This window comes from Streptomyces sp. CBMA123 (assembly GCF_014596465.1).
Taxonomy (GTDB): Bacteria; Actinomycetota; Actinomycetes; order Streptomycetales; family Streptomycetaceae; genus Kitasatospora.
In genome coordinates this window covers 13,791-37,257 of sequence record NZ_MECK01000423.1, presented here as the reverse complement: position 1 = coordinate 37,257, position 23,467 = coordinate 13,791, and the positions used below count along the sequence as shown (strand labels likewise).

19 protein-coding genes are annotated in these 23,467 nt (G+C 73.1%); 12 read left to right on the top strand and 7 right to left on the bottom strand.

The features are described from left to right. Positions 1-109: 109 nt before the first annotated feature. Positions 110-559: a MarR family winged helix-turn-helix transcriptional regulator gene (locus BG452_RS32585; RefSeq protein ID WP_317621337.1), complete on the top strand. Its 450-nt coding sequence runs from the start codon at positions 110-112 to the stop codon at positions 557-559. A 143-nt stretch (positions 560-702) separates the two neighbouring features. Beyond that, on the top strand, positions 703-2,256 hold the full coding sequence (locus tag BG452_RS32580) for an MDR family MFS transporter (protein WP_223243055.1): 1,554 nt from the start codon (positions 703-705) through the stop codon (positions 2,254-2,256). A gap of 72 nt (positions 2,257-2,328) precedes the next feature. Here BG452_RS32580 and BG452_RS32575 read toward each other — a convergent pair whose 3' ends face one another. Together BG452_RS32575 and BG452_RS32570 are read right to left on the bottom strand one after the other, a co-directional pair. Then, positions 2,329-2,577 (bottom strand): hypothetical protein, encoded by a 249-nt coding sequence (locus BG452_RS32575; protein WP_188307953.1) that lies wholly within the window; start codon positions 2,575-2,577, stop codon positions 2,329-2,331. 26 nt (positions 2,578-2,603) lie between these two features. After that, positions 2,604-3,788 (bottom strand): inorganic phosphate transporter, encoded by a 1,185-nt coding sequence (locus BG452_RS32570; protein ID WP_188307952.1) that lies wholly within the window; start codon positions 3,786-3,788, stop codon positions 2,604-2,606. 360 nt (positions 3,789-4,148) lie between these two features. Here BG452_RS32570 and BG452_RS32565 point away from each other — a divergent pair, with 360 nt between their 5' ends. Next, a complete protein-coding gene (locus BG452_RS32565; RefSeq protein ID WP_223243054.1) occupies positions 4,149-5,684 on the top strand; it encodes an NlpC/P60 family protein in 1,536 nt (511 codons plus the stop codon). Between the two features lie 87 nt (positions 5,685-5,771). Here the strand turns inward: BG452_RS32565 and BG452_RS32560 are convergent, their stop codons facing one another. Then, the gene (locus tag BG452_RS32560; RefSeq protein WP_188307951.1) at positions 5,772-8,057 is read right to left on the bottom strand and encodes an FdhF/YdeP family oxidoreductase; all 2,286 of its coding nucleotides are present in this window, start codon (positions 8,055-8,057) and stop codon (positions 5,772-5,774) included. 232 nt (positions 8,058-8,289) lie between these two features. Between BG452_RS32560 and BG452_RS32555 the strand changes: the two genes are divergently transcribed. After that, positions 8,290-10,233: a protein kinase domain-containing protein gene (locus BG452_RS32555; protein WP_188307950.1), complete on the top strand. Its 1,944-nt coding sequence runs from the start codon at positions 8,290-8,292 to the stop codon at positions 10,231-10,233. 124 nt (positions 10,234-10,357) lie between these two features. Here the strand turns inward: BG452_RS32555 and BG452_RS32550 are convergent, their stop codons facing one another. Both BG452_RS32550 and BG452_RS32545 read right to left on the bottom strand, forming a co-directional pair. Continuing rightward, entirely contained in the window at positions 10,358-12,283 is a 1,926-nt protein-coding gene (locus BG452_RS32550; protein ID WP_188307949.1) for an FAD/NAD(P)-binding protein, read from the bottom strand. Further along, positions 12,280-13,245 carry an amino acid ABC transporter permease gene (locus tag BG452_RS32545; protein ID WP_188307948.1) on the bottom strand — a complete coding sequence of 322 codons (966 nt, stop codon included), beginning with the start codon at positions 13,243-13,245 and terminating at the stop codon, positions 12,280-12,282. Before BG452_RS32545 ends, BG452_RS32550 begins: the two co-directional genes overlap by 4 nt. Positions 13,246-13,912: 667 nt before the next feature. Between BG452_RS32545 and BG452_RS32540 the strand changes: the two genes are divergently transcribed. The 7 genes from BG452_RS32540 (at position 13,913) to BG452_RS32510 (ending at position 20,808) form a co-directional block, all read left to right on the top strand. Continuing rightward, positions 13,913-15,082 (top strand): LLM class flavin-dependent oxidoreductase, encoded by a 1,170-nt coding sequence (locus tag BG452_RS32540; protein WP_188307947.1) that lies wholly within the window; start codon positions 13,913-13,915, stop codon positions 15,080-15,082. A gap of 71 nt (positions 15,083-15,153) precedes the next feature. After that, positions 15,154-15,648, top strand: coding sequence for a GNAT family N-acetyltransferase (locus BG452_RS32535; RefSeq protein WP_317621336.1), 495 nt, complete (start codon positions 15,154-15,156; stop codon positions 15,646-15,648). Between the two features lie 10 nt (positions 15,649-15,658). Beyond that, entirely contained in the window at positions 15,659-16,612 is a 954-nt protein-coding gene (locus BG452_RS32530; protein WP_188307946.1) for an ABC transporter substrate-binding protein, read from the top strand. 28 nt (positions 16,613-16,640) lie between these two features. Further along, positions 16,641-17,645: an amino acid ABC transporter permease gene (locus BG452_RS32525; protein ID WP_188307945.1), complete on the top strand. Its 1,005-nt coding sequence runs from the start codon at positions 16,641-16,643 to the stop codon at positions 17,643-17,645. 53 nt (positions 17,646-17,698) lie between these two features. Then, positions 17,699-18,451, top strand: coding sequence for an amino acid ABC transporter ATP-binding protein (locus BG452_RS32520; RefSeq protein ID WP_188307961.1), 753 nt, complete (start codon positions 17,699-17,701; stop codon positions 18,449-18,451). Between the two features lie 55 nt (positions 18,452-18,506). Continuing rightward, positions 18,507-19,496 (top strand): ABC transporter substrate-binding protein, encoded by a 990-nt coding sequence (locus tag BG452_RS32515; protein WP_188307944.1) that lies wholly within the window; start codon positions 18,507-18,509, stop codon positions 19,494-19,496. 100 nt (positions 19,497-19,596) lie between these two features. After that, positions 19,597-20,808 (top strand): serine/threonine-protein kinase, encoded by a 1,212-nt coding sequence (locus tag BG452_RS32510; protein ID WP_188307943.1) that lies wholly within the window; start codon positions 19,597-19,599, stop codon positions 20,806-20,808. On the opposite strand, the gene BG452_RS32505 is transcribed toward BG452_RS32510, so the two are convergent. Beyond that, positions 20,764-21,462, bottom strand: coding sequence for an MBL fold metallo-hydrolase (locus BG452_RS32505; protein ID WP_188307942.1), 699 nt, complete (start codon positions 21,460-21,462; stop codon positions 20,764-20,766). The two genes, BG452_RS32510 and BG452_RS32505, sit on opposite strands and share 45 nt — an antisense overlap. 291 nt (positions 21,463-21,753) lie before the next feature. Here BG452_RS32505 and BG452_RS32500 point away from each other — a divergent pair, with 291 nt between their 5' ends. Next, on the top strand, positions 21,754-22,605 hold the full coding sequence (locus BG452_RS32500) for a fumarylacetoacetate hydrolase family protein (protein ID WP_188307941.1): 852 nt from the start codon (positions 21,754-21,756) through the stop codon (positions 22,603-22,605). A 79-nt stretch (positions 22,606-22,684) separates the two neighbouring features. On the opposite strand, the gene BG452_RS32495 is transcribed toward BG452_RS32500, so the two are convergent. Then, complete coding sequence (locus BG452_RS32495; RefSeq protein ID WP_188307940.1) at positions 22,685-23,446, bottom strand: TetR/AcrR family transcriptional regulator; 762 nt, start codon at positions 23,444-23,446, stop codon at positions 22,685-22,687. Between the last annotated feature and the right edge of the window lie 21 nt (positions 23,447-23,467).

Below are 23,467 nucleotides of genomic sequence, written 5' to 3'. Positions count from 1 at the left end.
CATCTCCTTGCGTATCGGCGGAAAACGGATACTTAATACCATGAACTAGTTGGGTTGTCCTACCTCCCGCGCCGGTTCTCGGCCACTGCCACTGGGCGATACTGACGCGGTGACGGACGAGGAAGCCCTGGTGGCGGTGGAGCGTGAGGTCGGGCTGATGTTCCGGCGGGGCCGCGCGAGAGTGGCCGAACTCTCACGCCGGGTGCACCCCGGGCTGGACGGCATGGCGTACAGCATGCTCGGTTACATCGAGCAGGCCGGACGGGTGCGGATGACGGACGTCGGCGTGCACTTCGCGGTCGGCAAGGCGACGGTGAGCCGGCAGATCCGCGCGCTGGAGGAGCTCGACCTGGTCGCCCGGGAGGCGGACCCGCTGGACCGTCGGGCGGCGCTGGTCTCGCTGACCGAGGACGGCAGGCGGCGCTACGAGTCCGCCCGGGATGTCCGGATGCGGCGGGTGCGCGAGGTGATGGGCGGCTGGCCGCGGGAGGACGTGGACCGGTTCGCCGAGCTGCTGCACCGCTTCAACGAGGTGCTGGAGGAGTCGCCGGCGGAGTGAGCGGGCCGTCCGGGCGCGGTCTTTACTGGAGCTTGAAGAAAGTTGCCTTAGTCAACCATCGGTCGTATGGTTGCTTAAGGCAACAAATTTTCATGCCCGCGTATCCCCGCACCGCACTCCGCCCGCCTCGCCGAAGGACCCAGATGACCGTGACCACCGAGGCCTCGACCGGCACCGCAGCCGCCGTCGACGACCGACCGATGACCCACCGGCAGGTGATGGAGGCACTGTCCGGACTGCTGCTCGGCCTGTTCGTGGCCGTGCTCTCCTCGACCGTCGTCTCCAACGCCCTGCCGCACATCCTCACCGACCTGCACGGCGGCCAGTCCGCCTACACCTGGGTCATCACCGCGGCCCTGCTCACGCTGACCGCCTCCACCCCGATCTGGGGCAAGCTCTCCGACCTGGCCAGCAAGAAGCTGCTGCTGCAGATAGCCCTGCTGATCTACATCGCCACCTCCGCGCTGGCCGGCCTCTCGCAGAACACCGGCGAACTGATCGCCTGCCGCGCCCTCCAGGGCATCGGCGCCGGCGGTGTCGTCGCGCTCGGCCAGATCTGCCTGGCCGCGATGGTCCCGCCGCGCGAGCGCGGCCGGTACAGCGGCTACTTCGGTGCGGTCTTCGCCCTCGCCACCATCGGCGGCCCGCTGATCGGCGGCGTCATCGTCGACACCTCCTGGCTCGGCTGGCGCTGGTGCTTCTACGTCGGCATCCCGTTCGCGCTGGCCGCGATCCTGGTGGTGCAGCGCACGCTCAAGCTGCCGGTGGTCAAGCGCTCGGTGAAGATCGACTACCTGGGCGCGCTGGTCATCACCGCCGCCGTCAGTCTGCTGATGATCTGGATCACGCTGGCCGGCACCAACTACCCCTGGCTGTCCTGGCAGACCGCGGCGATGGTGGGCGGCGGCGTGCTGCTGGCCGCGCTGGCCGTGGTGGTCGAGCGCCGCGCCGCCGAGCCGGTCATCCCGCCGTCCCTGTTCAAGTACCGCACCGTCACCCTGGCCGCGATCGCCAGCGTGCTGGTCGGCGTCGGGATGTACGGCGCGACCACCTTCCTCAGCCAGTACTTCCAGCTGGCCCGGGACAAGTCGCCGACGACGGCCGGCCTGATGACCCTGCCGATGATCATCGGCCTGGCGGTCTCCTCCGCCGTGGCCGGCCGGCTGATCACCAAGTACGGCAAGTGGAAGGCCTACCTGGTCACCGGCACCGCGCTGCTCGCGATCGGCTTCGGGCTGCTCGGCACCGCCCGGGTCGACACGAACTACGGGCTGCTCTCCCTCTACATGGCGATCACCGGCGTCGGCCTCGGCCTGACCAGCCAGAACCTGGTGCTCGCGGTGCAGAACACGGTGCCCCGGCACGAGCTCGGCGCGGCCAGCTCCGTCGTCACCTTCTTCCGCACCATGGGCGGCGCGATGGGCGTCTCCGCGCTGGGCGCGCTGATGACCAACAAGGTCGGCCACTACCTGACCGAGAACCTGGCCGCGGCGCACATCCCGGCCGGGCACGCGGCGGCCGGCGGTGGCATCCCGGACCTGGCGAAGCTGCCGGCCCCGATCCTGCCGCTGGTGACCGACGCCTTCGGCCACGGCGTGGGCACCGTCTTCCTGTGGGCCGCGCCCTTCGCGGCCCTGGCCTTCGTCACCGTGCTGTTCATCCGGGAGACCGCGCTGAGGACCACCCAGGAGAGCTGACCGGCGCGGGGATACGCGCGACGGGCCGGGGAGTGTTCGACACTCCCCGGCCCGTTCGGCGTTCCGGAGGGGCTACGGCGCGGCGATCAGCACCAGGCCGTAGACCACGGCGCAGGCGCAGAGCGCGAAGCAGGCGTACGCGCCGGCCAGCAGCGCGGGCCGGCCGCCGCCGGCCGCCTGGCCGCCCGCCTCACGGGCGCCCAGCGCGGCCTCCCGGCGGGACAGCGCCAGGATGCCGAGGGCGAAGACGGCGACCACGGCGACGGTGACGCCGAAGCTGATGCCGGCGGTCTGGGCCAGGGCGTTCCACTTGATGTGCATGGTGAGTGCTCCTCAGCCTGCGGCGCTCAGGCCGCGACCGTGGTCGAGGCGGGGGTCGGGGCGGCGCCCGTCGGGTTGGCCGAGGTGATCTCGACGGGGGTGATCTCGGGGACGTCGTTGACGTTGTCCGCGCTGACCGGCTGGCGACGGGAGATCATCCACATCGTGGCCGAACCGGCCACCAGCACGGCGCCGACCAGGGCGACGCCCCAGGTGCCCTGGCGGGCCAGTACGGCCGCCCCGCCGGAGACCAGGCCGGCGGCCGGCAGGGTCAGGCCCCAGGTGTAGACCATGCGGCGGACCAGGCTCCAGCGCAGCTCCGGCTTCGGGCCGCCGAGGCCGGCGCCCATGATGCCGCCGGTGCAGACCTGGGTGGTGGAGAGGCCGAAGCCCATGTGCGAGGAGGTCAGGATGACGGTCGAGACGGCCGACTCGGAGGCGAAGCCCTGCAGCGGCTTGATGTCCGCCAGGCCCTTGCCCATCGAGCGGATGATCCGCCAGCCGCCCATGTAGGTGCCGAGCGCGATCGCGGCGCCCGCCGAGATGATCACCCAGGTGGGGGGCAGCGCGCCGTGCGGCAGGGCGCCGACCGAGACCAGGGTCAGGGTGATGATGCCCATCGTCTTCTGGGCGTCGTTGGTGCCGTGCGCCAGCGAGATCAGCGAGGAGGAGAAGATCTGGCCGGTCTTGAAGCCCTTGTCGGTGGCGGCGCCGCTGCCCTTGCGGGTGATCGCGTAGGCCAGCTTGGTGGCGCCCCAGGAGGCGAGGCCGGCGACGATGGGGGAGGCGACCGCCGGGATGATGATCTTGGTGATCACGGTGTCGAAGTTGACGCCGTTCATGCCGACGCCGACGATCGTGGCGCCGATCAGGCCGCCGTACAACGCGTGCGAGGAGCTGGACGGCAGGCCGCGCAGCCAGGTCAGCAGGTTCCACAGGATCGCGCCGGCCAGCGCGGCGAAGATGATCTCGGGGTGGACGCCCGCCTTCTCGTTGACGATGCCGCCGGAGATGGTGGTGGCGACCTTCACGGACAGGAACGCGCCCGCGAAGTTGAGCAGGGCCGCGATGGTGACCGCGACCTTCGGACGAAGGGCCCCGGTCGCGATCGCGGTGGCGGCCGCGTTGGCGGTGTCGTGGAACCCGTTGGTGAAGTCGAAGGCGAGCGCCGTGATGATCACAACGGCTACCAGGAACGAGATGTGTTCCATACCCAAACAATCGTCGTAGTTGTCGCACGGACGTTGGTGACGTCGCGACCGTAGGTCTGCTTGGTAAACGGAAGGTGAACTGGGCCGGGAATCGTGGTTCCGATGGTGTCCCGACGGTGGCCAGGGGCTTTCCGGGGGGTGACCTGGGCCGCGCTGAGCTGGACATTAGCCGAGAACATCCCGGTTCGCCCCCGTTTGCTGAGAGCTGTCTCACAGATCAACAGATCAATCGGAAATTAACCTCCTGGTCCGCGTGCGCTCTGTTTCCGCCGAGTAACCCGTGGGAGGATCTGCGGGTCGTCCCCGGGGGAGCCCGCGGACGGCGCCACCGGGGCAGGACAGGGCGGGGAGGACACACCCATGGGCGGGGCTGCACAGCGCACGGAGACGTCAGGGGTACGCCCCTGGGTACGGGCGGCCCTGCGGTGCGGAGCCGTCCTCGCGGCCGCCGCACTCGCCCTGCCGGCCGCCACCCAGGCCGCCTACGCCGCCCCCGACCCCGGCGCCGGCGTCGCCGTCGCACCCGGAGCCGACCCGCTCGCCGCCGCCAAGGCCACCCTCGGACCGCTGCTCGACCAGCTCCACGGGCTCTACCAGAGCGCCGAGGCCGCCACCGAGCAGTACAACGGCGCGGTCGCCAAGGTCACCGAACAGCAGACCGCGCTCACCGACCTCCAGGGCAAGCTCGACCGGCAGCAGAAGCAGGTCGACGCCGGGACGGACATCGCCTCCCAGCTCGCCGCCGCCCAGTACCGCAACGGCGCCACCTCGGCCTACGCCGAACTGCTGCTCTCCAAGGACCCGTACGAGGCCGTTACCATCGCCGAACTGCTGGCCGCGGCCAGCCGCTCGCAGTCCGAGTTCCTGGACAGGCTGAAGGCCGACCGGGAAGCGCTCGACGGACTGAAGAAGCAGACCGAGGACGCCCTCAAGACCTCCCAGGCGCTGGTCACCCAGCAGGACGCCGCCAAGACCAAGGTCGCGGCCGACCTCGCCTCGGTCGAGCAGCTGGTCTCCTCGCTGACCGGCGCCCAGCGGACCGAACTCGAACAGCTGGAGAAGGCCCAGGCCGACGAGGCCCAGCTCGCCTTCCTCGCCTCCGGGGCCCTCGGCAAGGGCGAGCGCACCCCCTCGCTGACCGGTCGCGGCGCCGTCGCCTTCGCGCTCGCCCAGATCGGCAAGCCGTACCTGTGGGGCGGCACCGGCCCGGACTCCTACGACTGCTCCGGCCTCACCTCGCAGGCCTGGCTGCACGCCGGGAAGGCCATCCCGCGCACCAGCCAGGAACAGTGGGCGCAGCTCCAGCACGTCCCGCTCAACCAGCTGCGGCCCGGCGACCTGGTCGTCTACTTCCAGGACGCCTCGCACGTCGCGATGTACATCGGCGGCGGACTCATCGTCCAGGCCCCGCGGCCCGGCGCCTTCATCAAGGTGTCGCCGATCGGCTCGATGCCGATCCTCGGCGCCGTCCGGCCCGACCCGGACGGCGCGGCGGACGACGCCGGCGGCACCTGGAAGGTGCCGGACCTGCCGAAGGGCTGGGACGCGGCCACCCCGATCGCGCCCAGCCCGGCCAACCAGACCCCGAACCCGCCGGCGCCCGGCGGCACCCCGGCCACCCCCGCCCCGGCCACGCCCACCCCCGGCGGCACCGGCACGCCGACCGACCCGGGCACCCCGACCGGGACGCCCACCGGCACGCCGACGCAGACCCCGACCGGCACCCCGACCCAGACGCCGACCGGTACGCCGACCGGGACGCCCACCGGTACGCCGACGCAGACCCCGACCGGCACGCCGACCGGCACCGGCACCCCGAGCACCACCGGCTCGTCGAGCGCCTCCGTGCCGGGCAGCCCCACGGCCACGCTGCCGCTGGGCGGCCTGCTGCACTGACACCCGGCACCGGCCTGGAGCCGGCCCGGCACGAGGAGGCCGCCCCGCGTCACCGGACGCGGGGCGGCCTTCGGGCTGTCCGGGGGGCTACTCGGCGGTGCCGGTGTCGGGCTCGAAGCGGATGACGACGGCCTTGGAGGTGGGGGTGTTGCTGATGTCCGCGGTGGAGTCGAGCGGGACCAGGACGTTGGTCTCCGGGTAGTAGGCCGCAGCGCCGCCGCGGGCGACGGGATAGTGGACGACGCGGAAGTGCGGGGCGCGGCGTTCGGTGCCGTCCGTCCACTCGCTGACCAGGTCGACGTACCGGCCCTCGGCGAGGTCCAGCTCGGCGGCGTCGGCGGGGTTGACCAGGACCACCCGGCGGCCGCCCTTGATGCCGCGGTAGCGGTCGTCGAGGCCGTAGATCGTGGTGTTGTACTGGTCGTGGGAGCGCAGGGTCTGCAGCAGCAGCCGGCCCGGCGGGACCTCGGGGGCGGTCAGCGGGTTGACCGTGAAGTTGGCCTTGCCGGTGGCGGTGGGGAAGGTGCGGGAGTCGCGCGGACCGTGCGGGAGGGTGAAGCCGCCGGGGCGGCGGACCTTCTCGTTGTAGTCCTCGAAGCCCGGCACCACCCGGGCGATCCGGGCGCGCAGGGTGTCGTAGTCGGTCGCGAAGTCCTCCCACGGCACGGTGTCCCGCGGGCCGAGGACGGCCCGGGCGAGGCGGCAGACGATCGCGGTCTCGGAGAGCAGGCCGGGGGCGGGCGGGCGCAGGCCGCCGCGGGAGGAGTGGACCTGCCCCATCGAGTCCTCGACGCTGACGAACTGGGCGCCGGCGTCGGTGACGTCCCGGTCGGTGCGCCCGAGGGTGGGCAGGATCAGGGCGCGGGCGCCGGTGACCACGTGCGAGCGGTTGAGCTTGGTGGAGACGTGGACGGTCAGCCGGCAGCGCCGTATCGCGGCCTCGGTGACCTCGGTGTCCGGGGTGGCCGCGACGAAGTTGCCGCCCATCGCGAAGAACACCTTGACCCGGCCGTCCCGCATCGCGCGGATGGTGTCCACCGAGTCGTGGCCGTGCTCGCGCGGCGGCTCGAAGCCGAACTCCTTGCCCAGCGCGTCGAGGAAGGCCGTCGACGGCCGCTCGAAGATGCCCATGGTGCGGTCGCCCTGGACGTTGCTGTGCCCGCGCACCGGGCAGACCCCGGCGCCGGGGCGGCCCACGTTGCCGCGCAGCAGCAGGAAGTTGACCACCTCGCGGATGGTCGGCACCGCGTGCTTGTGCTGGGTGAGACCCATCGCCCAGCAGACGATGATCTTCTTCGAGGCCAGCACCAGCCGGCCGAGCTCCTCGATCTGCTCCCAGGGCAGGCCGGTCGCGGCGAGCACCTCGTCGCGCTCGGTCTTCAGCGCCTGCGCCTCGAACTCCTCGTACCCGTGGCAGTGCTCGGCGATGAAGGCGCGGTCGACGCCGTCCTGCTCCAGGACGATCCGGTTGAGCGCGCGGAACAGTGCGAGGTCCCCGCCGAGGCGGATCTGCAGGAACAGGTCGGTCAGCTTGGTGCCGTGGCCGACCAGGCCGCGGGCGTGCTGCGGGTTCTTGAACCGCTCCAGGCCCGCCTCCGGCAGCGGATTGACGCTGACGACGGTCGCGCCGGCCCGCTTGGCGCGCTCCAGGGCGGAGAGCATCCGGGGGTGGTTGGTGCCCGGGTTCTGGCCGGCCACGATGATCAGGTCGGCCTGGTAGAGGTCCTTGAGGCTGACGCTGCCCTTGCCGACGCCGAGCGTCTCGGTCAGCGCCGAACCGGACGACTCGTGGCACATGTTGGAGCAGTCCGGCAGGTTGTTCGTCCCGAGCCGGCGGGCGAACAGCTGGTACGCGAACGCGGCCTCGTTGCTGGTGCGGCCCGAGGTGTAGAAGGCGGCGCCGTCCGGGGTGTCCAGGGCGCGCAACTCCTCGGCGATCAGCGCGAAGGCGTCGTCCCAGGAGACCGGGGTGTAGTGGGTGGCGCCCTCGTCCAGCAGCATCGGCTGGGTGAGCCGGCCCTGCTGGCCCAGCCAGTAGCCGGAGCGCCCGGCCAGGTCGGCGACCGGGTGGGCGGCGAAGAACTCGGCCCGGATCCGGCGCTCGGTGGCCTCCTCTGCGACGGCCTTGGCGCCGTTCTCGCAGAACTCGGCGGTGTGGGTCTTCTCCGGCTCGGGCCAGGCGCAGCCGGGGCAGTCGAAGCCGTTCGGCTGGTTGACCTTGAGCAGAGTGGCGAGGGTACGGCGGGCCCCCATCTGCTCGGCGGCCATCCGCAGGCTGTGGCCGACGGCGGGCAGGCCGGCCGCCGCGTGCTGGGGCGCGGACACCTCGGGGGCGTCCTGCGCCGGGTCGCTCTGCGGGGCCTGCTTGGCCATGACTGCGCTCCTCGGACTGTGCTGGTGCGAGCCCGCGCACCGTTGCGCGGCTCTCCCGTCCATCCTTCCACCCAGGGCGTGTCTTGAGGATCCCTGCCGGGTCCGCGGCGTTGGGGCACGCACCCCAACGCCGCGACCTATCCGACAAGATCCACAAGACGCGCCCGAGGCCGTGCCGGGGGGGAGGGCCGTCGGTAGAGTCTGGGCGTCACAACGGGAGGGGGAGGGGCACGTGCGAGTCGGGGATGTTCTGGACGGCCGGTACGAGTTGCAGGAGAAGCTCGGGCAGGGCGGCTTCGGAGTGGTGTGGCGGGCCCAGGACACCCGGATGCGGCGGCCGGTGGCGGTCAAGGTCATCGGGCACCACGGCGGCGACCAGGCGAAGGCCGCGCTGCGGTTCGTCCGGGAGGCCTGCGCGGCCGGCAACCTCTCGCACCCGCACATCGTCACCGTGCACGACCTCGGGCAGAGCGAACTCGCCGACCAGCAGGTCACCTTCCTGGTGATGGAGCTGCTCACCGGCCGCACCCTGACCGAGGTGCTGCGGGCGGGCCTGCCCGAGCCCGCGCTCAGCCTGCGCTGGGGGCGGGAGATCTGCGGAGCCCTGGCGGCGGCCCACGACGCGGGCATGGTGCACCGGGACATCAAGCCGGACAACGTGATGATCACCGACGCCGGGCACCTCAAGGTGCTGGACTTCGGCATCGCCCAGCTGGACATCGGCGCCGGCGGGCTGACCACCACCGGGACGATCGTCGGCAGCCCCGCCTACATGGCGCCGGAGCGGTGGACCGGCGGCCGGGTGGACGGCCGGGCCGACCTCTACGCACTGGGCTGCGTCCTCGTCGAACTCTTCACCGGGGCACGGCCGTTCAGCGGCGACTCGACGCCGGTGCTGATGTACCAGCACCTCAACGAGCCGCCCCCCGCACTGGACCCGACGCAGTTCGGACTGCCGCCGCAGGTGGCCGGGCTGGTCGCGGAGCTGCTGGCGAAGGACCCGCAGCAGCGGCCGGCCGACGCCCGTACGGTCGAGCGGCGGCTCGGCGAGCTGGCCGGGTGGCGGGGCGGCGGGGCGGGGGCGGCGGTTCCGACGGTGGTGGACCGGGCGGGGCCGGTGGGTCCGTCGACTCCTCCGGCTCCTTCGGATTCCGTCGGGTCCGCCGCTCCGGTGGCCGCGGTTGCGGTGGGTCCGGTGGGTCCGGTGGTGCCGCCCGTGCCGGTGGCGCCTCCGCCGCTGCCGCCCGTCGCCCCGTCCGCCCTGCCTGCTCCGTCCGCCCGGCCCGCCCCGCCCGCGATGCCGCCGGCGCCGCCCGCCGGGATCCCGTCCGTGCTGTCCCCGCTGACCACCCCGCCGGTGGTCGTCGCCGCGCCGGCCGACGACGCCGTCCGGGCCGGGCTGCGCGAGCGCCGGTCGGCCGCGTACCGGGCGGCGACGGCCGGGGAGTCGGCGATCCTGCTGCAGACGATCGCCCGGGAGAGCGTCACCGCGCTCGGGCCGGCCGACCGGGACACCCTGGGCGCCTGGCGGGACTTCAGCTGGTACCTCAGCCGGACCGGCGATCTGGACGGTGCGATCCGGCTGCTGTCCAGCGTGGTGGGCGACATGCGCTCGGCGCTCGGCCCGGCCGACCCGGACACCCTGGGCGCCCGCTACCACCTGGCCTGGTGCATCGGCGAGAGCGGCTCGTCGGTCACCGCGGTCCGGCTGCTGCACGAACTGCTGCCGGACCTCACCGCGGCCTGGGGCCCGCAGGACAGCCGGGTACTGAAGGCCCGGCACGACCTCGCCGTCCACCTGGCCAACCGGGGCGACCTGCAAGGCGCGACGGCGCACCTGCACGCCCTGCTGCCCGAGCTCGCGCGCTCGCTGGGCGAACACCACCCGAGCACCGTCCAGGCCTGGCAGGACCTGGCCGGCTACCAGCAGCGGCTCGCCCAGGCCGGGCGCAAGGGCGGCACCCGCCGCCTCCGGACGCCGAAGATCAGCCGGCTGGAGATGCTGATGCTGGTGCGGCGCCTGCGGGTGTGGGACTTCGCCACCGACCAGGAGGGCGCCGCCCACGTGGCCGCGCTGGAGCGGGGCATCGGCCTCAAGGGCGTCGCCGACGTGGTCTTCGAGGCGCCGGACCACGTCTCGGACGAGGACCTGGTGGAGGAGATCTTCGGCCCCTGAGCGCTCGGGACCCTGAGTGCTTGAGGCCCAGAGCACTTGAGGCCTTGAGCGCTTGAGGCCCTGAGCACTTGAGGCCCTGAGCACTTGAGGCCCTGAGCGCCGTAGCGCCCTTCCCGGGTGCGCCTCACCCCACCAGCGCCGCCGCCGGGAGCGCCGCCAGCGCCCGGAGCAGTGCCCGGGCGGCGGCGTCGTTCTGCCGGAAGCCCGGCGAGTTGGTGCGTGGACGGGCGAAGGCGGCGGCCGCCCGCAGGCTGGTGTGCGGGCCGAGCGCGGTGCGGCGCGGGTGCGGGGCGCCGCCCAGGGCCGGGTCGATCAGCCGGCTGTCGGACGGGTCGATGGTGACCAGGCCGGAGCGGTGGGTGTGCTCCGCGTCGCTGACCACCTCCTCCACCACCCGTCCGGCGCGGTGCAGTTCGCCCAGGACGGGGTCGAGGGTGCGGGCCAGCGCGTGCTTGGGCAGGTAGGCCTCGACCAGCGCGGTGGCGGTGACGGTGTGGCCGGGCACGGTGGCGCCGGAGGCCCGCCAGGTGCCGGTGGGCTCGTCCCGTTCGACCCGTACGTCCGCGCCGAGGAAGCGCACCACCCCGGCCTCGGAGAGCGCGAGCAGCTGGCGCAGCCGGAAGCCGGGCGGGCCGGAGGCGAGGAAGTTGAAGTAGCCGAAGAACCAGCCGTCCACCTCCTCGGCGACCGAGCGGGCGGTGAGCCGGCGGGCGGCCAGCAGCCGGGGGAGCTGGCCGAACAGGGAGAGCAGGGCGAGGAAGGCGCCCAGGTCGGCGCTGTGGGCCGGGTCGGCGTGGCGGTCGGCGTCGGCGGTGATGTAGCCGCGCAGCTGGGCCTGCAACTCCTCGGTGGAACCGAGTCGGAGCCCGGCCAGCGGGTGGTCGAGCCGTTCGAAGTCGATCCGGTCGCCCGGATCGGGGACGGCCTCGGCGACCAGCGCGGCGAGTTCCGGGGAGTACCAGCCGTGCCGGTCGTACCGGTCCAGGAACTGCGGCCAGGGCAGCGCGGTGCGCTCCGGGTGGGCGTGGAACAGCTCGTGGTAGTGCCCGAAGCCGATCTCCTTGGCCATCGACGGCCAGACGTCGCGCCGCAGTTCGAGCGGCCGGCCGGTGGCGAGCAGGGCGTCCACGGCGGCCGCGTCGAAGTACCGGGGGAGCGGGGCGGGTGGCCCCTGGAGCCGGTAGTCGGTCTTGGAGTGGTACGGGACGCCGCGCCGGGAGCCCAGGTGCAGCACCGGTTCGCGGCCGGACGGGAGGTAGCGCAGCGCGGGCCCGTCGCCGGTGGGTTCGAAGCGGCCGCCGCGCCCCTCGGTGAGCATCGCGACCAGGTCGACGGAGGCCAGGCCGAGGCCGCGCAGCACCACCGGCTCGCCGGGCGCGATCCGGGCCAGCTCGGCCTCGATGTCGGTGGAGTAGGCGGGCGGGAGGTGGAAGCGGCCGTGCCGGGCGGCGAAGGCGGCGTCGGCGGCGTACCGGGGGTGCGGGGCGGAGTCGAGGTGGCCGAGGGTGAGGGCGACGTGGTCGGCGGTGAGCGTGCCGCCGTCGAGGTGGACGGTCTGCGGGCCGTCGGCCGGTCCGTCGATCCGCCGTACGGTGCCGCGGTGGACGGTGACCGTGACGTGGGCCGGCAGGTCGGCGACGGCGCGGCGGAACACCCAGTCCAGGTAGGCGCTCTGGGCCCGCCGGGTAGGGAAGTCGGTGGGTGCCAGCTCGCGCAGCTCGGCCCGGACGGCCGGATCAGCGACCTCCCGGTAGGGTGCGAACTCCCGCTGCCGGAGGGCCCATTCGGCCAGTGAGGGGCCGGGCCGGACCGGTCCTTCGATGGTGGCGCGCTCGTCGGTGAACATGGTGACGTCCTCGGCCATCGAGTTCATCCGCAGCAGCGGGGACTGCTCGTGGCGCCAGATCCGGCCCGCGCCGGGCGGGTACGGGTCGACCAGGTGGATCTCCAACGGCCGGTCGGCGGGCAGCAGTTCGGCGGCGTTGGCGGCGATCCGCTCCAGCAGTCCGGTGCCGCGCGGCCCGGCGCCGACGATGACCAGGGACGTCATGCCCGGACCACCTTCCCGAAGGCCGCGCGGGCGCGCTGCAGCGGGGTGGGCGGCAGGCCGTCCCGGGTGGCTCCCCTGGCGAAGTGGCGTTCGAGGTAGTACTGGCCGACGGACAGCACGGTGGTGACCACCAGGTACCAGATGGTGGCGACCATCAGCATCGGGATGACCCGGTAGGACTGCAGGTAGACCAGCTGCACCGAGTAGAGCAGGTCGGAGACGGCCAGCACGCTGACGATGCTGGTGCCCTTGAGCGCGCCGATCAGCATGTTCCCGGCGGTCGGCACGATCGCGCGCATCGCCTGCGGCACCACGATCCGGCGCAGCACCCGCGACCGGCCGAGCCCGAGCGCGGCGGCGGCCTCCAGCTGGCCGCGGTCGACGGAGAGGATGCCGCCGCGGATCACCTCGGCGGCGTACGCGGTCTCCAGCAGGGTGAGGCCGATGACGGCGGTCAGGGTGGGGCCGATCAGGTTGACGGTCTTCACCGTGACGAACTCGGGGCCGAACGGGATGCCCAGGCCGAGGGTCGGGTAGAGCGCGCCGATGTTGAAGAAGAACAGCAGCTGCACCAGCGGCGGGGTGGAGCGGAAGACCCAGATGTAGGCCCACCCGATCGTGCGCAGCACCGGGTTGGTGGACAGCCGCATGGTGGCGAGGACGGTGCCGAACACGAAGCCGAGGGCGAGGGTGACGGCGGTCAGCCACAGGGTGAGGGTCAGGCCGTCGAGCACGGACCGGGCGGTGAACCACTCGGCGACCACGCTCCACTGGAAGGCCCTGTTGCGGATCACCGAGCTGACCGCCATCGCGGCCAGCAGCAGGGCGACACCGGCGGCGATCCACTGTCCGGGCTTGCGGCGGGCGACGATCCGGGCCTCGGGGGCCGGGGGCGGCGGTGGGCCGGCGGCGAGGGTGGAGGCGGGAGCGGGGGCGGGCAGGACGTCCTGCGGGGTGGCCATGGCGGCGGCTCCTGGGCGGAGTGCGGGCGGGGAGAGGTACGGGTGTGATCACGTACGGGCCCTCGGGCACCGGTCCGCGTCCCTCAACACGGCCGGCGCAGCGCACTGCACTCCGCGTCGATCGTACGCATGCGCGATCGACGGCTGTCAAGGGCGATCGGACCGCGATCGGGGTCGGTCCGGGGTCGGTTCGGGGCCGGTCCGGGGTCGCTCGCAACACGCCGGAAACGCGACAGCAGATCGCAACAGTGCGGCAATGATGCACGGTTGACGGACCGCTCGGCCGACTGCTCAACTTGAGGCCATGTACGCCGAGCAGCCTCTGGTCACCCGCGACCACATCGACTTCGGTCGAGTGTGGTCCGCGGCGTGTCGCGGCTGACCCGGCAGCGGGCCGCCCGTCCGGCCCTGATTCTCCTCGGGGAGTCCTCCCTCGGTGTGCCCCGTCGTGGGCCGGGAACCGTCGTCCGTCGCGTCAACTGACGGACCATCAGGCGCACGCTGCCGCCTCGCACTTCACCGCCCTCGCACCGCGCTCCGGCAGTTCCCCCTCGCACGCCCTCGCCCCGTCACCGCTCCACCGCCCGACGGCCGCGCCCCGTCGCGGCTGCCTCCGGTCTGCCCACCCGCAGCCCACCGGACCGGACCCACCCCGAAAGGTTCCGCCATGCCCGTCGAATTCCTCGGCATCGCCGCCACCGGCGACGGCTCGGAGACCAACCCGCGCACCACCGCCTCCTTCGACCGCGACTACACCCTGCGGCTGGCCCGGGCACACGAGGACCACGGCTGGGACCGGGTGCTCTTCGCGTACGGCTCCGGCTCCCCGGAGCCCGCCGCCGCGGCGGCCTTCCTCGCCTCGCACCTCGACACGCTGCAGATCCTGCTCGCGCACCGGCCCAACGTCTCCTACCCGACCTTCGCCGCCAAGACCTTCGCCACCCTCGACCGGATCAGCGACGGCCGGCTGACCGTCCACTTCATCACTGGCGGCACCGACCACGAGCAGCAGCGCGAGGGCGACTTCCTCACCAAGGACCAGCGCTACGAGCGCACCCGCGAGTACATCGGCATCGTGAAGAAGGCGTGGACCAGCCGGGAGCCCTTCGACCACGAGGGCCCGCACTACCGCTTCAACGACTTCGTCTCCGACGTCTTCCCGGTGCAACAGCCGCGCCCGGCGGTCTCCTTCGGCGGCTCCTCGGACGCCGCCTACGCGGCCGGCGGCGCCGAGGCCGACATCTACTGCCTGTGGGGCGAGCCGCTGGCCCGCACCGCCGAGCAGATCGAGCGGGTGAAGGAGGCGGCGCGGGCCGCCGGGCGGACGGACCCGCCGCGGATCCAGGTGGCGTTCCGGCCGATCATCGCGCCGACCGAGGAGCTGGCCTGGGAGAAGGCGCACCGCACGGTGGCCGCCATCCGGGCCCGCCGGGAGAGCGGGCAGCTCGCCCCCCGTCGCCGTCCGGTCGGCGCCGCCCCGGAGACTGCGACCCCTGAAAACGTCGGCTCCCAGCGGCTGATCGAGATCGCCGAGGCCGGCGAGCGCTACGACCGCGCGCTGTGGACCCCGACCGCCGCGGCCACCGGCGGGGCGGGCAACTCCAACGCGCTGGTCGGCACCCCGGAGACGGTCGCCCAGGCGCTGCTGGACTACTACGACCTCGGCGTGGACATCCTCTCCGCCCGCGGCTACGACCTGCTGGACGACGCGATCGACTTCGGCCGGTACGTCATCCCGATCGTCCGCGAGGAGGTCGCCAAGCGGGACGCCGCCAAGGCCGAGGCGGCGGCGCGCGCCAAGCGGGACCGGCACCAGCTGATCGCGGTGCAGGCTTGAGCGGCGCGGACGTGGCCGGTGCGGACGTGGCCGGTGCCGGCGTGGCCGGTGCCGGAGTGCGTGGCGCCGGCGTGAGCGACGTACCCCGGGAAGAGTTCCGCCGGGTCACCCTGGACGACCCGCTGGTCGAACCGCTCCTGCGCGAACTCACCCACGAGTACGTCACCCGTTACGGCCCCGGCGCCCACCAGGAGATGGCCCGCTACCCGGTCGACGCCTTCGCCGAGCCGCACGGCGTGCTGCTGCTCCTGCTGGAGGACGGCGAACCCGTGGCCGGCGGCGCGTACAAGCGGTACGACGAGCACACCGCCGAGGTGAAGCGGATGTGGACCCACTCCGCGCACCGCCGTCGCGGCCTGGCCCGCCGGGTGCTGGCCGAACTGGAGCGCACGGCCGCCGCCGCCGGCTACCGCCGGATCCACCTCACCACCGGCCCGCGCCAGCCCGAGGCCAAGGGCCTCTACCTGGCGGCCGGCTACACCCCGCTGTTCGACGTCACCGCCGACCTGACCACCGGCCCGCTCCCGTTCGAGAAGTCCCTGCCGGCCCTGCTCCCGACCCACTGAAAGGCCCCCCGTGAGAACCACCACCGCTCGCCGCCGCCTCCTCGCGACCACCGCCCTGCTGCCGGTCCTGGCGCTGGCCGCGTGCGGCTCGGACCCGAAGATCGCGGGCGCGGCCGGAGCGGGCGGGCCGGCCGCCACCGCCACCGCCACCGAGGACGTCGTCTCCGGCCTGGCCAGGTCGGAGGCCGCCGCCGCGCTGCTGCCCGAGGAGGTGCGCAAGTCCGGGGTGCTGACGTTCGGTTCGTCCATCGGCGCCCCGCCCAGCGCCTACTACGCCGACCAGGCGAGCAGGAAGCCGGTCGGGGTCGACGTGGACTTCGGCGACGCCGTCGCCAAGCTGCTCGGACTGACCGTGCGGCGCCAGGAGGCCGCCTTCGAGACCATCCTGCCCGCCCTGGACAGCGGCAAGTTCGACGTCGGCACCGGGAACTTCGGGGTCACCACCGCGCGGCTGAAGACCGTCGACTTCGTCACCTACATCGACGACGGCCAGGGCTTCGCGGTGAAGAAGGACGACACGGCCGTCCAGCCGGTCACCGACCTGACCCAGCTCTGCGGACTGACCATCGGCACCGGCGCCGGCACCACCTTCGAGACCACGCTCAACAGCAAGAAGGGCGTCTGCGCCGACGCCGGGAAGAAGCCGTACGAGGTCAAGGCGTTCAGCGAGGGCGGCGCCCTGCTCACCGGCCTCCAGCAGGGCCGGGTGGACATCGAGATGTCCACCATCAACGGGCTGCGCCACCAGGCCGCGCAGGAGGCCGCCGGGGTGCGCTTCCTCAACGAGTTCCACCGGCTGGACGTCGGCTTCGCCTTCAAGAAGGGCTCCCCGCTCACCCCGGCCTTCCAGGCGGCCGTCAACCAGCTGATCAAGGACGGGACGTACGAGCGGATCCTCCGCAAGTGGGGGCTCACCGACTCGGCGATCAAGGAGTCGCAGATCAGCCCGCCCGAACACCCGTGACGCCAGGGCCCGTTGAAGGAGTCCCCCGATGACCCCCGTGACCGTCGACACCCCAGCACCACCGTCCCCGCCCGGACTCGCCCCCGGCCCGGGCCCCGGCCTCGACGCCGCCGAACTGGACGGCCTGCGGACCGTCCCCGCCCGGCACCCCTGGCGCTGGGCGGCCGGGATCGCCGCCCTCGTCGTGCTGGCCCAGTTCCTGCACGGCCTGGCCACCAACCCCGGCTGGGACTGGGCCACCTTCCGGCTGTACTTCACCGCCGACACCATCCTGCGGGCGATCGGCCGCACCCTCGAACTCACCGCTTACGGCACCGCCCTGGGCTTCCTGCTCGGCGCCGTGGTGGCCGGGATGCGGCTGTCCCGCAGCGCGGTGCTGCGGGCCATCGCCTGGGCGTACGTCTGGGTGTTCCGCTCGATCCCGCTGATCGTCCAGCTGGTGTTCTGGTTCAACCTCTCCTACCTCTACAAGCGGTTCGGCTTCGGCATCCCGTTCGGCCCGACCTTCGGGGACTTCGAGACGGTCGGCGTGCTCGGCGCGCTCGGGGCCGCCGTGCTCGGCCTCGGGCTGCACCAGGCCGCGTTCGCCGCCGAGATCATCCGCGGCGGCATCATCGCGGTGGACGCCGGCCAGCGCGAGGCCGCCGCCGCGCTCGGCATCCCACGCCGTCGGCAGGCCTGGCGGATCGTGCTGCCGCAGGCCATGCGGGGCATCCTGCCGGCCGCCGCCAACGAGGTGATCTCGCTGCTCAAGGGCACCTCGGTGGTCTATGTGATGGCCATCGGCGAGCTGTTCTACCAGGCCCAGGTGATCTACGGCCGGACCGGCCGGGTGGTGCCGCTGCTGATGGTCGCCACGGTCTGGTACGTGGTGCTGACCACGGTGCTGTCGATCGGCCAGTACTACGTCGAGCGCTACTTCTCCCGCGGCACCCTGCGCACCCCGCCGCCCACCCCGCTGCAGCGCCTGCGGACCGTCCTGCGGAGCCTGCCCGCCCGTACCAGTGCCCGTACCCCCGGAGGAACCCCGTGACCGCGCTGACCAAGGCCGATCCGCCCCAGGCCGTCCCGGACCGGACCGCCCCGATGGTGCAGGTCCGCGGCCTGCACAAGAGCTTCGGCCCACTGGAGGTGCTGCGCGGGGTCGACCTGGACGTCCCGGCCGGCTCGGTCACCGTGGTGCTCGGCCCGTCCGGCTCCGGCAAGTCCACCCTGCTGCGGGCGATCAACCACCTGGAGAAGCTCGACCACGGCTACGTCGCCATCGACGGCGAACTGATCGGCTACCGCCGCTCCGGCGACCGGCTGTACGAGCTCAAGGAGCGCGAGGTGCTGCGCCAGCGCACCGGCATCGGCTTCGTGTTCCAGAACTTCAACCTCTTCCCGCACCTGACCGTGCTGGAGAACCTGGTGGAGGCGCCGATCGCCGCGCTGGGCCGGCCCCGGGCCGAGGCCAGGGCGGCGGCGCGGGCGCTGCTGGAGCGGGTCGGGCTGGCCGACAAGGCCGCCGCGTACCCCCGGCAGCTGTCCGGCGGCCAGCAGCAGCGGGTGGCGATCGCCCGGGCGCTGGCCCTGGAGCCCAAGGTGCTGCTGTTCGACGAGCCCACCTCGGCGCTCGACCCCGAGCTGGTCGGCGAGGTGCTGGACGTCATCAAGGACCTCGCCCGCAGCGGCACCACGATGATCGTGGTCACCCACGAGATCGGCTTCGCCCGCGAGGTCGCCGACACCGTGGTCTTCATGGACGGCGGCGTGGTGGTCGAGCAGGGCCCGCCCGACGAGGTCCTGGACCGCCCGCGGCACGAGCGCACCCGGGTCTTCCTGGCGAAGGTCCTGTAGCCCCCCACCACGCGACAAGCCCCCCAACCCGCCTTCACCGAGCAGGAGTCCCGCCATGTCCCTACCCCGTCGCGCCCTCGTGACCGCCGCCGGCTCGCTCGCCGCCGCCCTCGTCCTGGCCGGCTGCGGCAGCGGCGCGAGCGGCGCCTCGGCGGAGCTCGCCCCGGCCAAGGGCAGCACCGCGCCGGACGGCACCGTGGTGAACCTCTCGCCCCGGCAGAACCGGGTCGGCACGCCCAAGGTCGACGCCATCGCGGCGCTGGTGCCGGAGGAGATCCGCAAGAGAGGCACCCTGAGGGTCGTCGACTCCATCGGCTCCACCCCGCCGCTGGACTTCTACGCCGACGACGACAAGACCATCATCGGCGTCGAGCCGGACATCGCCTCGCTGATCGGCGACGTGCTCGGCCTCAAGGTCGAGTTCAACCCCGTCTCCTGGGAGAACATCTTCGTCGGCCTGGACAGCGGCAAGTACGACGTGGGCCTGTCCAACATCACCGTCACCGAGGAGCGCAAGGAGAAGTACGACTTCGCCACCTACCGGCTGGACGTCCTCGGCTTCGAGGCGAAGAAGGGCAGCGGCCTCAAGGTCACCGGCGCCAAGGACCTGGCCGGCCGGTCCGTCGGCGTCGCCACCGGCACCAACCAGGAGAAGCTGCTGATCTCCTGGAGCGAGGAGAACGTCCGCAACGGCCTCAAGCCGATCGACATCAAGTACTTCTCCGGCACCGAGTACTACCTGGCGCTCTCCTCCGGCCGGATCGACGTCTACACCGGCCCCAACCCCAGCCTGGCCTTCCACGCCGTGCAGACCGGCCAGACCGAGGTGGTCGGCACCTTCTCGGGCGGCGGCGCCGACGTCCTCGGCAAGATCGCGGCGACCACCCACAAGGACAACGGGCTGGTCAAGGCGCTCAACGGCGCGCTGGACGAGGTGATCCGGAACGGCACGTACGGACAGGTGCTCAAGCGCTGGGGCCTGGAGAACGAGGCGGTGCCGACGTCGGAGATCAACCCGGTCGGCCTCCCCAAGCCCAAGCCGTGACACCAGGCCCTGCTTCGTTCACCCGTTCGTCCCCGACCGCCGCTATGGTGACCCCGCCGACGGCGAACGCCGTTCGGGCGCGGGCACGTTGGGGGAGTGCATGCACAAGGGCAAGGTGCTCGGCGGACGCTTCCGGCTGGACGAGTGGCTGGGCAAGGGCGGCTTCGGCGTGGTCTGGCGGGCGACCGACACCGTGCTGGACCGGCCGGTCGCGGTCAAGCTGCTGCTGGCCGAGCACGCCGCGGACCGGGAGGCCGTCGCCCGGTTCGTCCGCGAGGCCAAACTGGCGGGCAACCTGTCCAACCCGCACATCGTCACCGTGCACGACTACGGCCGGGTCACCGACGTCACCGGCGAGATCCACTACCTGGTGATGGAACTGGTCCGCGGCCGCCCGCTGTCCGTGGTCCTCAAGGACGGCCTGCCGGACCACGGGCGGGCGCTCGCCTGGATGGCGCAGATCTGCGAGGCGCTGGACGCCGCGCACCGCAGCGGGGTCGTCCACCGGGACATCAAGCCGGAGAACGTGATGATCACGGACGGCGGGGACCGCGCCAAGGTGCTGGACTTCGGCATCGCCCGGCTGCTCACCCAGTCCACCGGGCTCACCTCCACCGGCAGTGTGGTCGGTACCGTCCCGTACCTGGCACCCGAGTGCTGGTCCGGCGGCACCGTCGACGGCCGGGCCGACCTCTACGCCTTCGGCGTGATGCTGTACGAGGTCAGCACCGGCCGGCGCCCGTTCCGCGCCGACTCGCCCTTCGACTACATGCGCAAGCACATGACCGACACCCCGCCCCGGGTGCGCGGCAAGGACCCGGCACTGGCCGAGCTGGTCGCCCAGCTGCTCGCCAAGCGGCCCGCCGACCGGCCCGCCGACGCCGCCGAGGTGCTGGAACGGCTGCGCGGGATCCGGCCCGGGATGCTGCGGCCGGACGACCCCAGTCCGGAGCAGCTGCGCCGCCGGGCCGACCTGGCCTGGCAGCACGGCGCCGAGGGCCGGGCCGGGGACGCCGTGGACATCCTGGTGCAGCTCGTCCCCGACTTCGCCCGGATCTGCGGCCCGGCCGACCCGCGCACCCTGCGCAGCTGCCACGACCTGGCCCTCTGGCTGGCCCGGGACGGCCACCGGGGCGCCGCCGCCGCCCTGTTGGAGGCCCTGACCGAGCAGCCCGGCACCGCCCCGGAGGCCCGGGCCGACCTGCGGCGCGACCTCGCGCACTGGCAGCGGGAGGCCGCCCGGCTCGGCCCGGGGCCGGGGCGGACGCTAGACCTGCGGGTACTGCTCGGCGGCGGCGCGCAGCGCCGCTGAGGCGCCCGCGGCGATCGGGTCGCCGTGCCCGAAGACCGCCGTCTCCACCGGCAGCGCGGCCAGCCGGTGGAAGGAGGCGAAGGCGCGGGCCGGGTCGGTGTGGAACACCCCGGGCCTGGTCTGCCCCTGCACGTTGGACACCACGTCCCCGGTGAACAGCACCCCGGGCCCGGGCAGGTGCAGTGCGATGCTGCCGTCGGTGTGGCCGGGCACGTGCACGACCACCGCGCCGCCGCCGATGTCCAGCACGTCCCCGTCCTCGACCTCGCGGTGCACCGGGCAGGGCTCGGCCGGCGGCATCGGCGGCAGCCCGTCCCACAGCTGCTGTTCGAAGGGGCTGAGCACCGGTGGCGCCGCCGGCTGCTCGCGCCGGACGACCGGTGCCTCCAACCGGTGCGCCACCACCTCGGCGCTCCAGCGGCGGGCCAGCTCGGCGGCCGAGCCGGTGTGGTCCTCGTGGTGGTGGGTGAGCACGATCCGGCGCACGGCCGTCGGCTCCAGCCCGATGGTGCGGATTCCCTTCTCGATCCCCTCCGCCGATCCGGCGATGCCGGTGTCGACCAGGGTCAGTCCGTGGTCGTCCCGCCAGAGGTAGGCGGTGCCGAACTCCAGGGTGATCATGTGCAACTCGTCGCGTACCCGGGTGATCTCCATGCCCCGGATCCTGCACCCTGCGGCGCCCCGGCACGCGGGCGTTCGCTCAGGGCCTGTCCTCGCCGCCGACGGATCCGCCACCGATGGATCCGCCGGCGGCGGGCGCCGGGCGGCTGTCAACCGTACGGGTCACCTATTCGGGCCCCGGTGCCCTGGTGCGATTTGATGGGAATCCGCCCATCGGGACGGTCTGGTCCACCGGTCCGGGCCGTTGATATACCTCGTTGCCAGACTCGGGAGCGGTGTCCGCGCCGCCCCGGTGAGCTGCGACGAAAGGCTGGTGACGGATCCATGAAGCTCCTTCGCGTCGGACCCCCGGGCGCCGAGCGCCCGGTCCTGCTGGGCGAGGACGGCACCGCGTACGACCTCTCCGGGCGGGCCCGTGACCTCGACGGGGCCTTCCTGTCCGGGCTGGACACCACCGAGCTGGCCCGGGAGGCGGCCGCCGGTGTCCTGCCGGTGGTGGACCTGGACGGCCTGCGGGTGGGCGCCCCGGTGGCCCGGCCGGGCAAGGTGGTCGGCATCGGGCTCAACTACCGCGACCACGCGGCCGAGGCCGGGGCCGCGATCCCGGACGAGCCGGTGATCTTCCTCAAGCCGAGCTCCACCGTGGTCGGCCCGTACGACGAGGTGCTGGTGCCGCGCGGCGGCGAGAAGACCGACTACGAGGCCGAGCTGGCGATCGTCATCGGCCGCACCGCCCGCTACCTGGACTCGCACGCCGAGGCCGCCGGGGTGATCGCCGGCTACACGATCGCCAACGACGTCACCGAGCGGGCCTTCCAGTTCGAGCGCGGCGGCCAGTGGGACAAGGGCAAGTCGGCGGAGACCTTCACCCCGCTCGGGCCCTGGCTGGTCACCGCCGACGAGGTGGCCGACCCGCAGGCGCTGGCGCTGCGGCTGTGGGTCAACGGCGAGCGGCGGCAGCACGGCAACACCGCCGAGATGATCTTCCCGGTGCTCGAACTCGTCCGCTACGCCAGCCAGTTCATGGTGCTGGAGCCCGGCGACGTGATCGTCACCGGCACCCCGGCCGGGGTCACCCTGGGCCACCCGGGCAAGCCGTTCCTCGCCCCGGGGGACGTCGTCGAGATCGAGATCGACGGCCTCGGCCGCCAGCGCCAGGTGCTCGGCAAGGCCTAGCCGACGCGCCGCGCCGCGCCGACCCGACCCTTGGCACGGGGGTCGGGAGGTCTCACCGAACCGCAGCTACGAACCGCCGCTACGAATCGCCGCTACGAAGCACCGCCCGCAGCCGCTCGGCCCGCTCCGCGCGCGGCCCCTCCAGCGCGAGCAGCCCCGCCAGCACCTCCGCCGTCTGCGGATCGTGCAGCGCCGTGGCCGCCGCCATCGCCGTGAACTGATCCACCAGCCAGTCCCGCAGTCCGTCGACCGGCAGCTCGCGCCCCTCGTCCAGCCAGCTGAGCGACGCCCCCTCGACCACCGCGATCCAGGAGCGCACCAGCAGGGTCAGCCGCGGCCCGGCCTCCCGTACGCCCAGGTGCCGCAGGGTCCGCTTGAGCGCCGCCCGCCGGACGTCGTCCACGATCGCCGTGGTGCGGGCCGTCTCCACCACCGAACCGCCGCGCAGCAGCGCCGAGTAGCCGGCGTCGTGCTCGGCCACGAAGGCGAAGTAGCCGTCCAGCGCGGCCGCCAGCTGCTCGGACGGCGTCCCGGTCGGCGGGACGACGAACCGGCCGGTCAGTTCGTCCGCCGCGGTGCGCAGCGCGGCCTCGTACAACTGCTGCTTGCCGCCCGCGAAGTAGCGGTAGACCAGGGGCCGGGAGGCGCCGGCGGCCTCGGCCACGTCGTCCAGGCCGACTTCCTCGGGCGGCCGGGAGGCGAACAGCTCCAGGGCGACCGCGATCAGCTGCTCGCGCCGCTGTTCGACCGGCAGTCGCCGGTAGCCGGAGCGGCGCGGGCGCGGTTGGGGGGCGGCCTGGGCGGGCTCCGGCTCGGTTGCCGTGGTGGGGCGGGCTTCCATGGCCGTCAGCGTAATGGGCGT

What these genes read in the sequence shown, in the direction of transcription:
- BG452_RS32570 (WP_188307952.1), bottom strand. Translation starts at nt 3,788, where the DNA reads ATGGAACACATCTCGTTCCTGGTAGCCGTTGTGATCATCACGGCGCTC.
- BG452_RS32510 (WP_188307943.1), top strand. Translation starts at nt 19,597, where the DNA reads ATGCACAAGGGCAAGGTGCTCGGCGGACGCTTCCGGCTGGACGAGTGG.
- BG452_RS32540 (WP_188307947.1), top strand. Translation starts at nt 13,913, where the DNA reads ATGCCCGTCGAATTCCTCGGCATCGCCGCCACCGGCGACGGCTCGGAG.
- BG452_RS32565 (WP_223243054.1), top strand. Translation starts at nt 4,149, where the DNA reads ATGGGCGGGGCTGCACAGCGCACGGAGACGTCAGGGGTACGCCCCTGG.
- BG452_RS32505 (WP_188307942.1), bottom strand. Translation starts at nt 21,462, where the DNA reads ATGGAGATCACCCGGGTACGCGACGAGTTGCACATGATCACCCTGGAG.
- BG452_RS32525 (WP_188307945.1), top strand. Translation starts at nt 16,641, where the DNA reads ATGACCCCCGTGACCGTCGACACCCCAGCACCACCGTCCCCGCCCGGA.
- BG452_RS32560 (WP_188307951.1), bottom strand. Translation starts at nt 8,057, where the DNA reads ATGGCCAAGCAGGCCCCGCAGAGCGACCCGGCGCAGGACGCCCCCGAG.
- BG452_RS32580 (WP_223243055.1), top strand. Translation starts at nt 703, where the DNA reads ATGACCGTGACCACCGAGGCCTCGACCGGCACCGCAGCCGCCGTCGAC.
- BG452_RS32495 (WP_188307940.1), bottom strand. Translation starts at nt 23,446, where the DNA reads ATGGAAGCCCGCCCCACCACGGCAACCGAGCCGGAGCCCGCCCAGGCC.
- BG452_RS32515 (WP_188307944.1), top strand. Translation starts at nt 18,507, where the DNA reads ATGTCCCTACCCCGTCGCGCCCTCGTGACCGCCGCCGGCTCGCTCGCC.
- BG452_RS32550 (WP_188307949.1), bottom strand. Translation starts at nt 12,283, where the DNA reads ATGACGTCCCTGGTCATCGTCGGCGCCGGGCCGCGCGGCACCGGACTG.
- BG452_RS32575 (WP_188307953.1), bottom strand. Translation starts at nt 2,577, where the DNA reads ATGCACATCAAGTGGAACGCCCTGGCCCAGACCGCCGGCATCAGCTTC.
- BG452_RS32545 (WP_188307948.1), bottom strand. Translation starts at nt 13,245, where the DNA reads ATGGCCACCCCGCAGGACGTCCTGCCCGCCCCCGCTCCCGCCTCCACC.
- BG452_RS32500 (WP_188307941.1), top strand. Translation starts at nt 21,754, where the DNA reads ATGAAGCTCCTTCGCGTCGGACCCCCGGGCGCCGAGCGCCCGGTCCTG.
- BG452_RS32520 (WP_188307961.1), top strand. Translation starts at nt 17,699, where the DNA reads ATGGTGCAGGTCCGCGGCCTGCACAAGAGCTTCGGCCCACTGGAGGTG.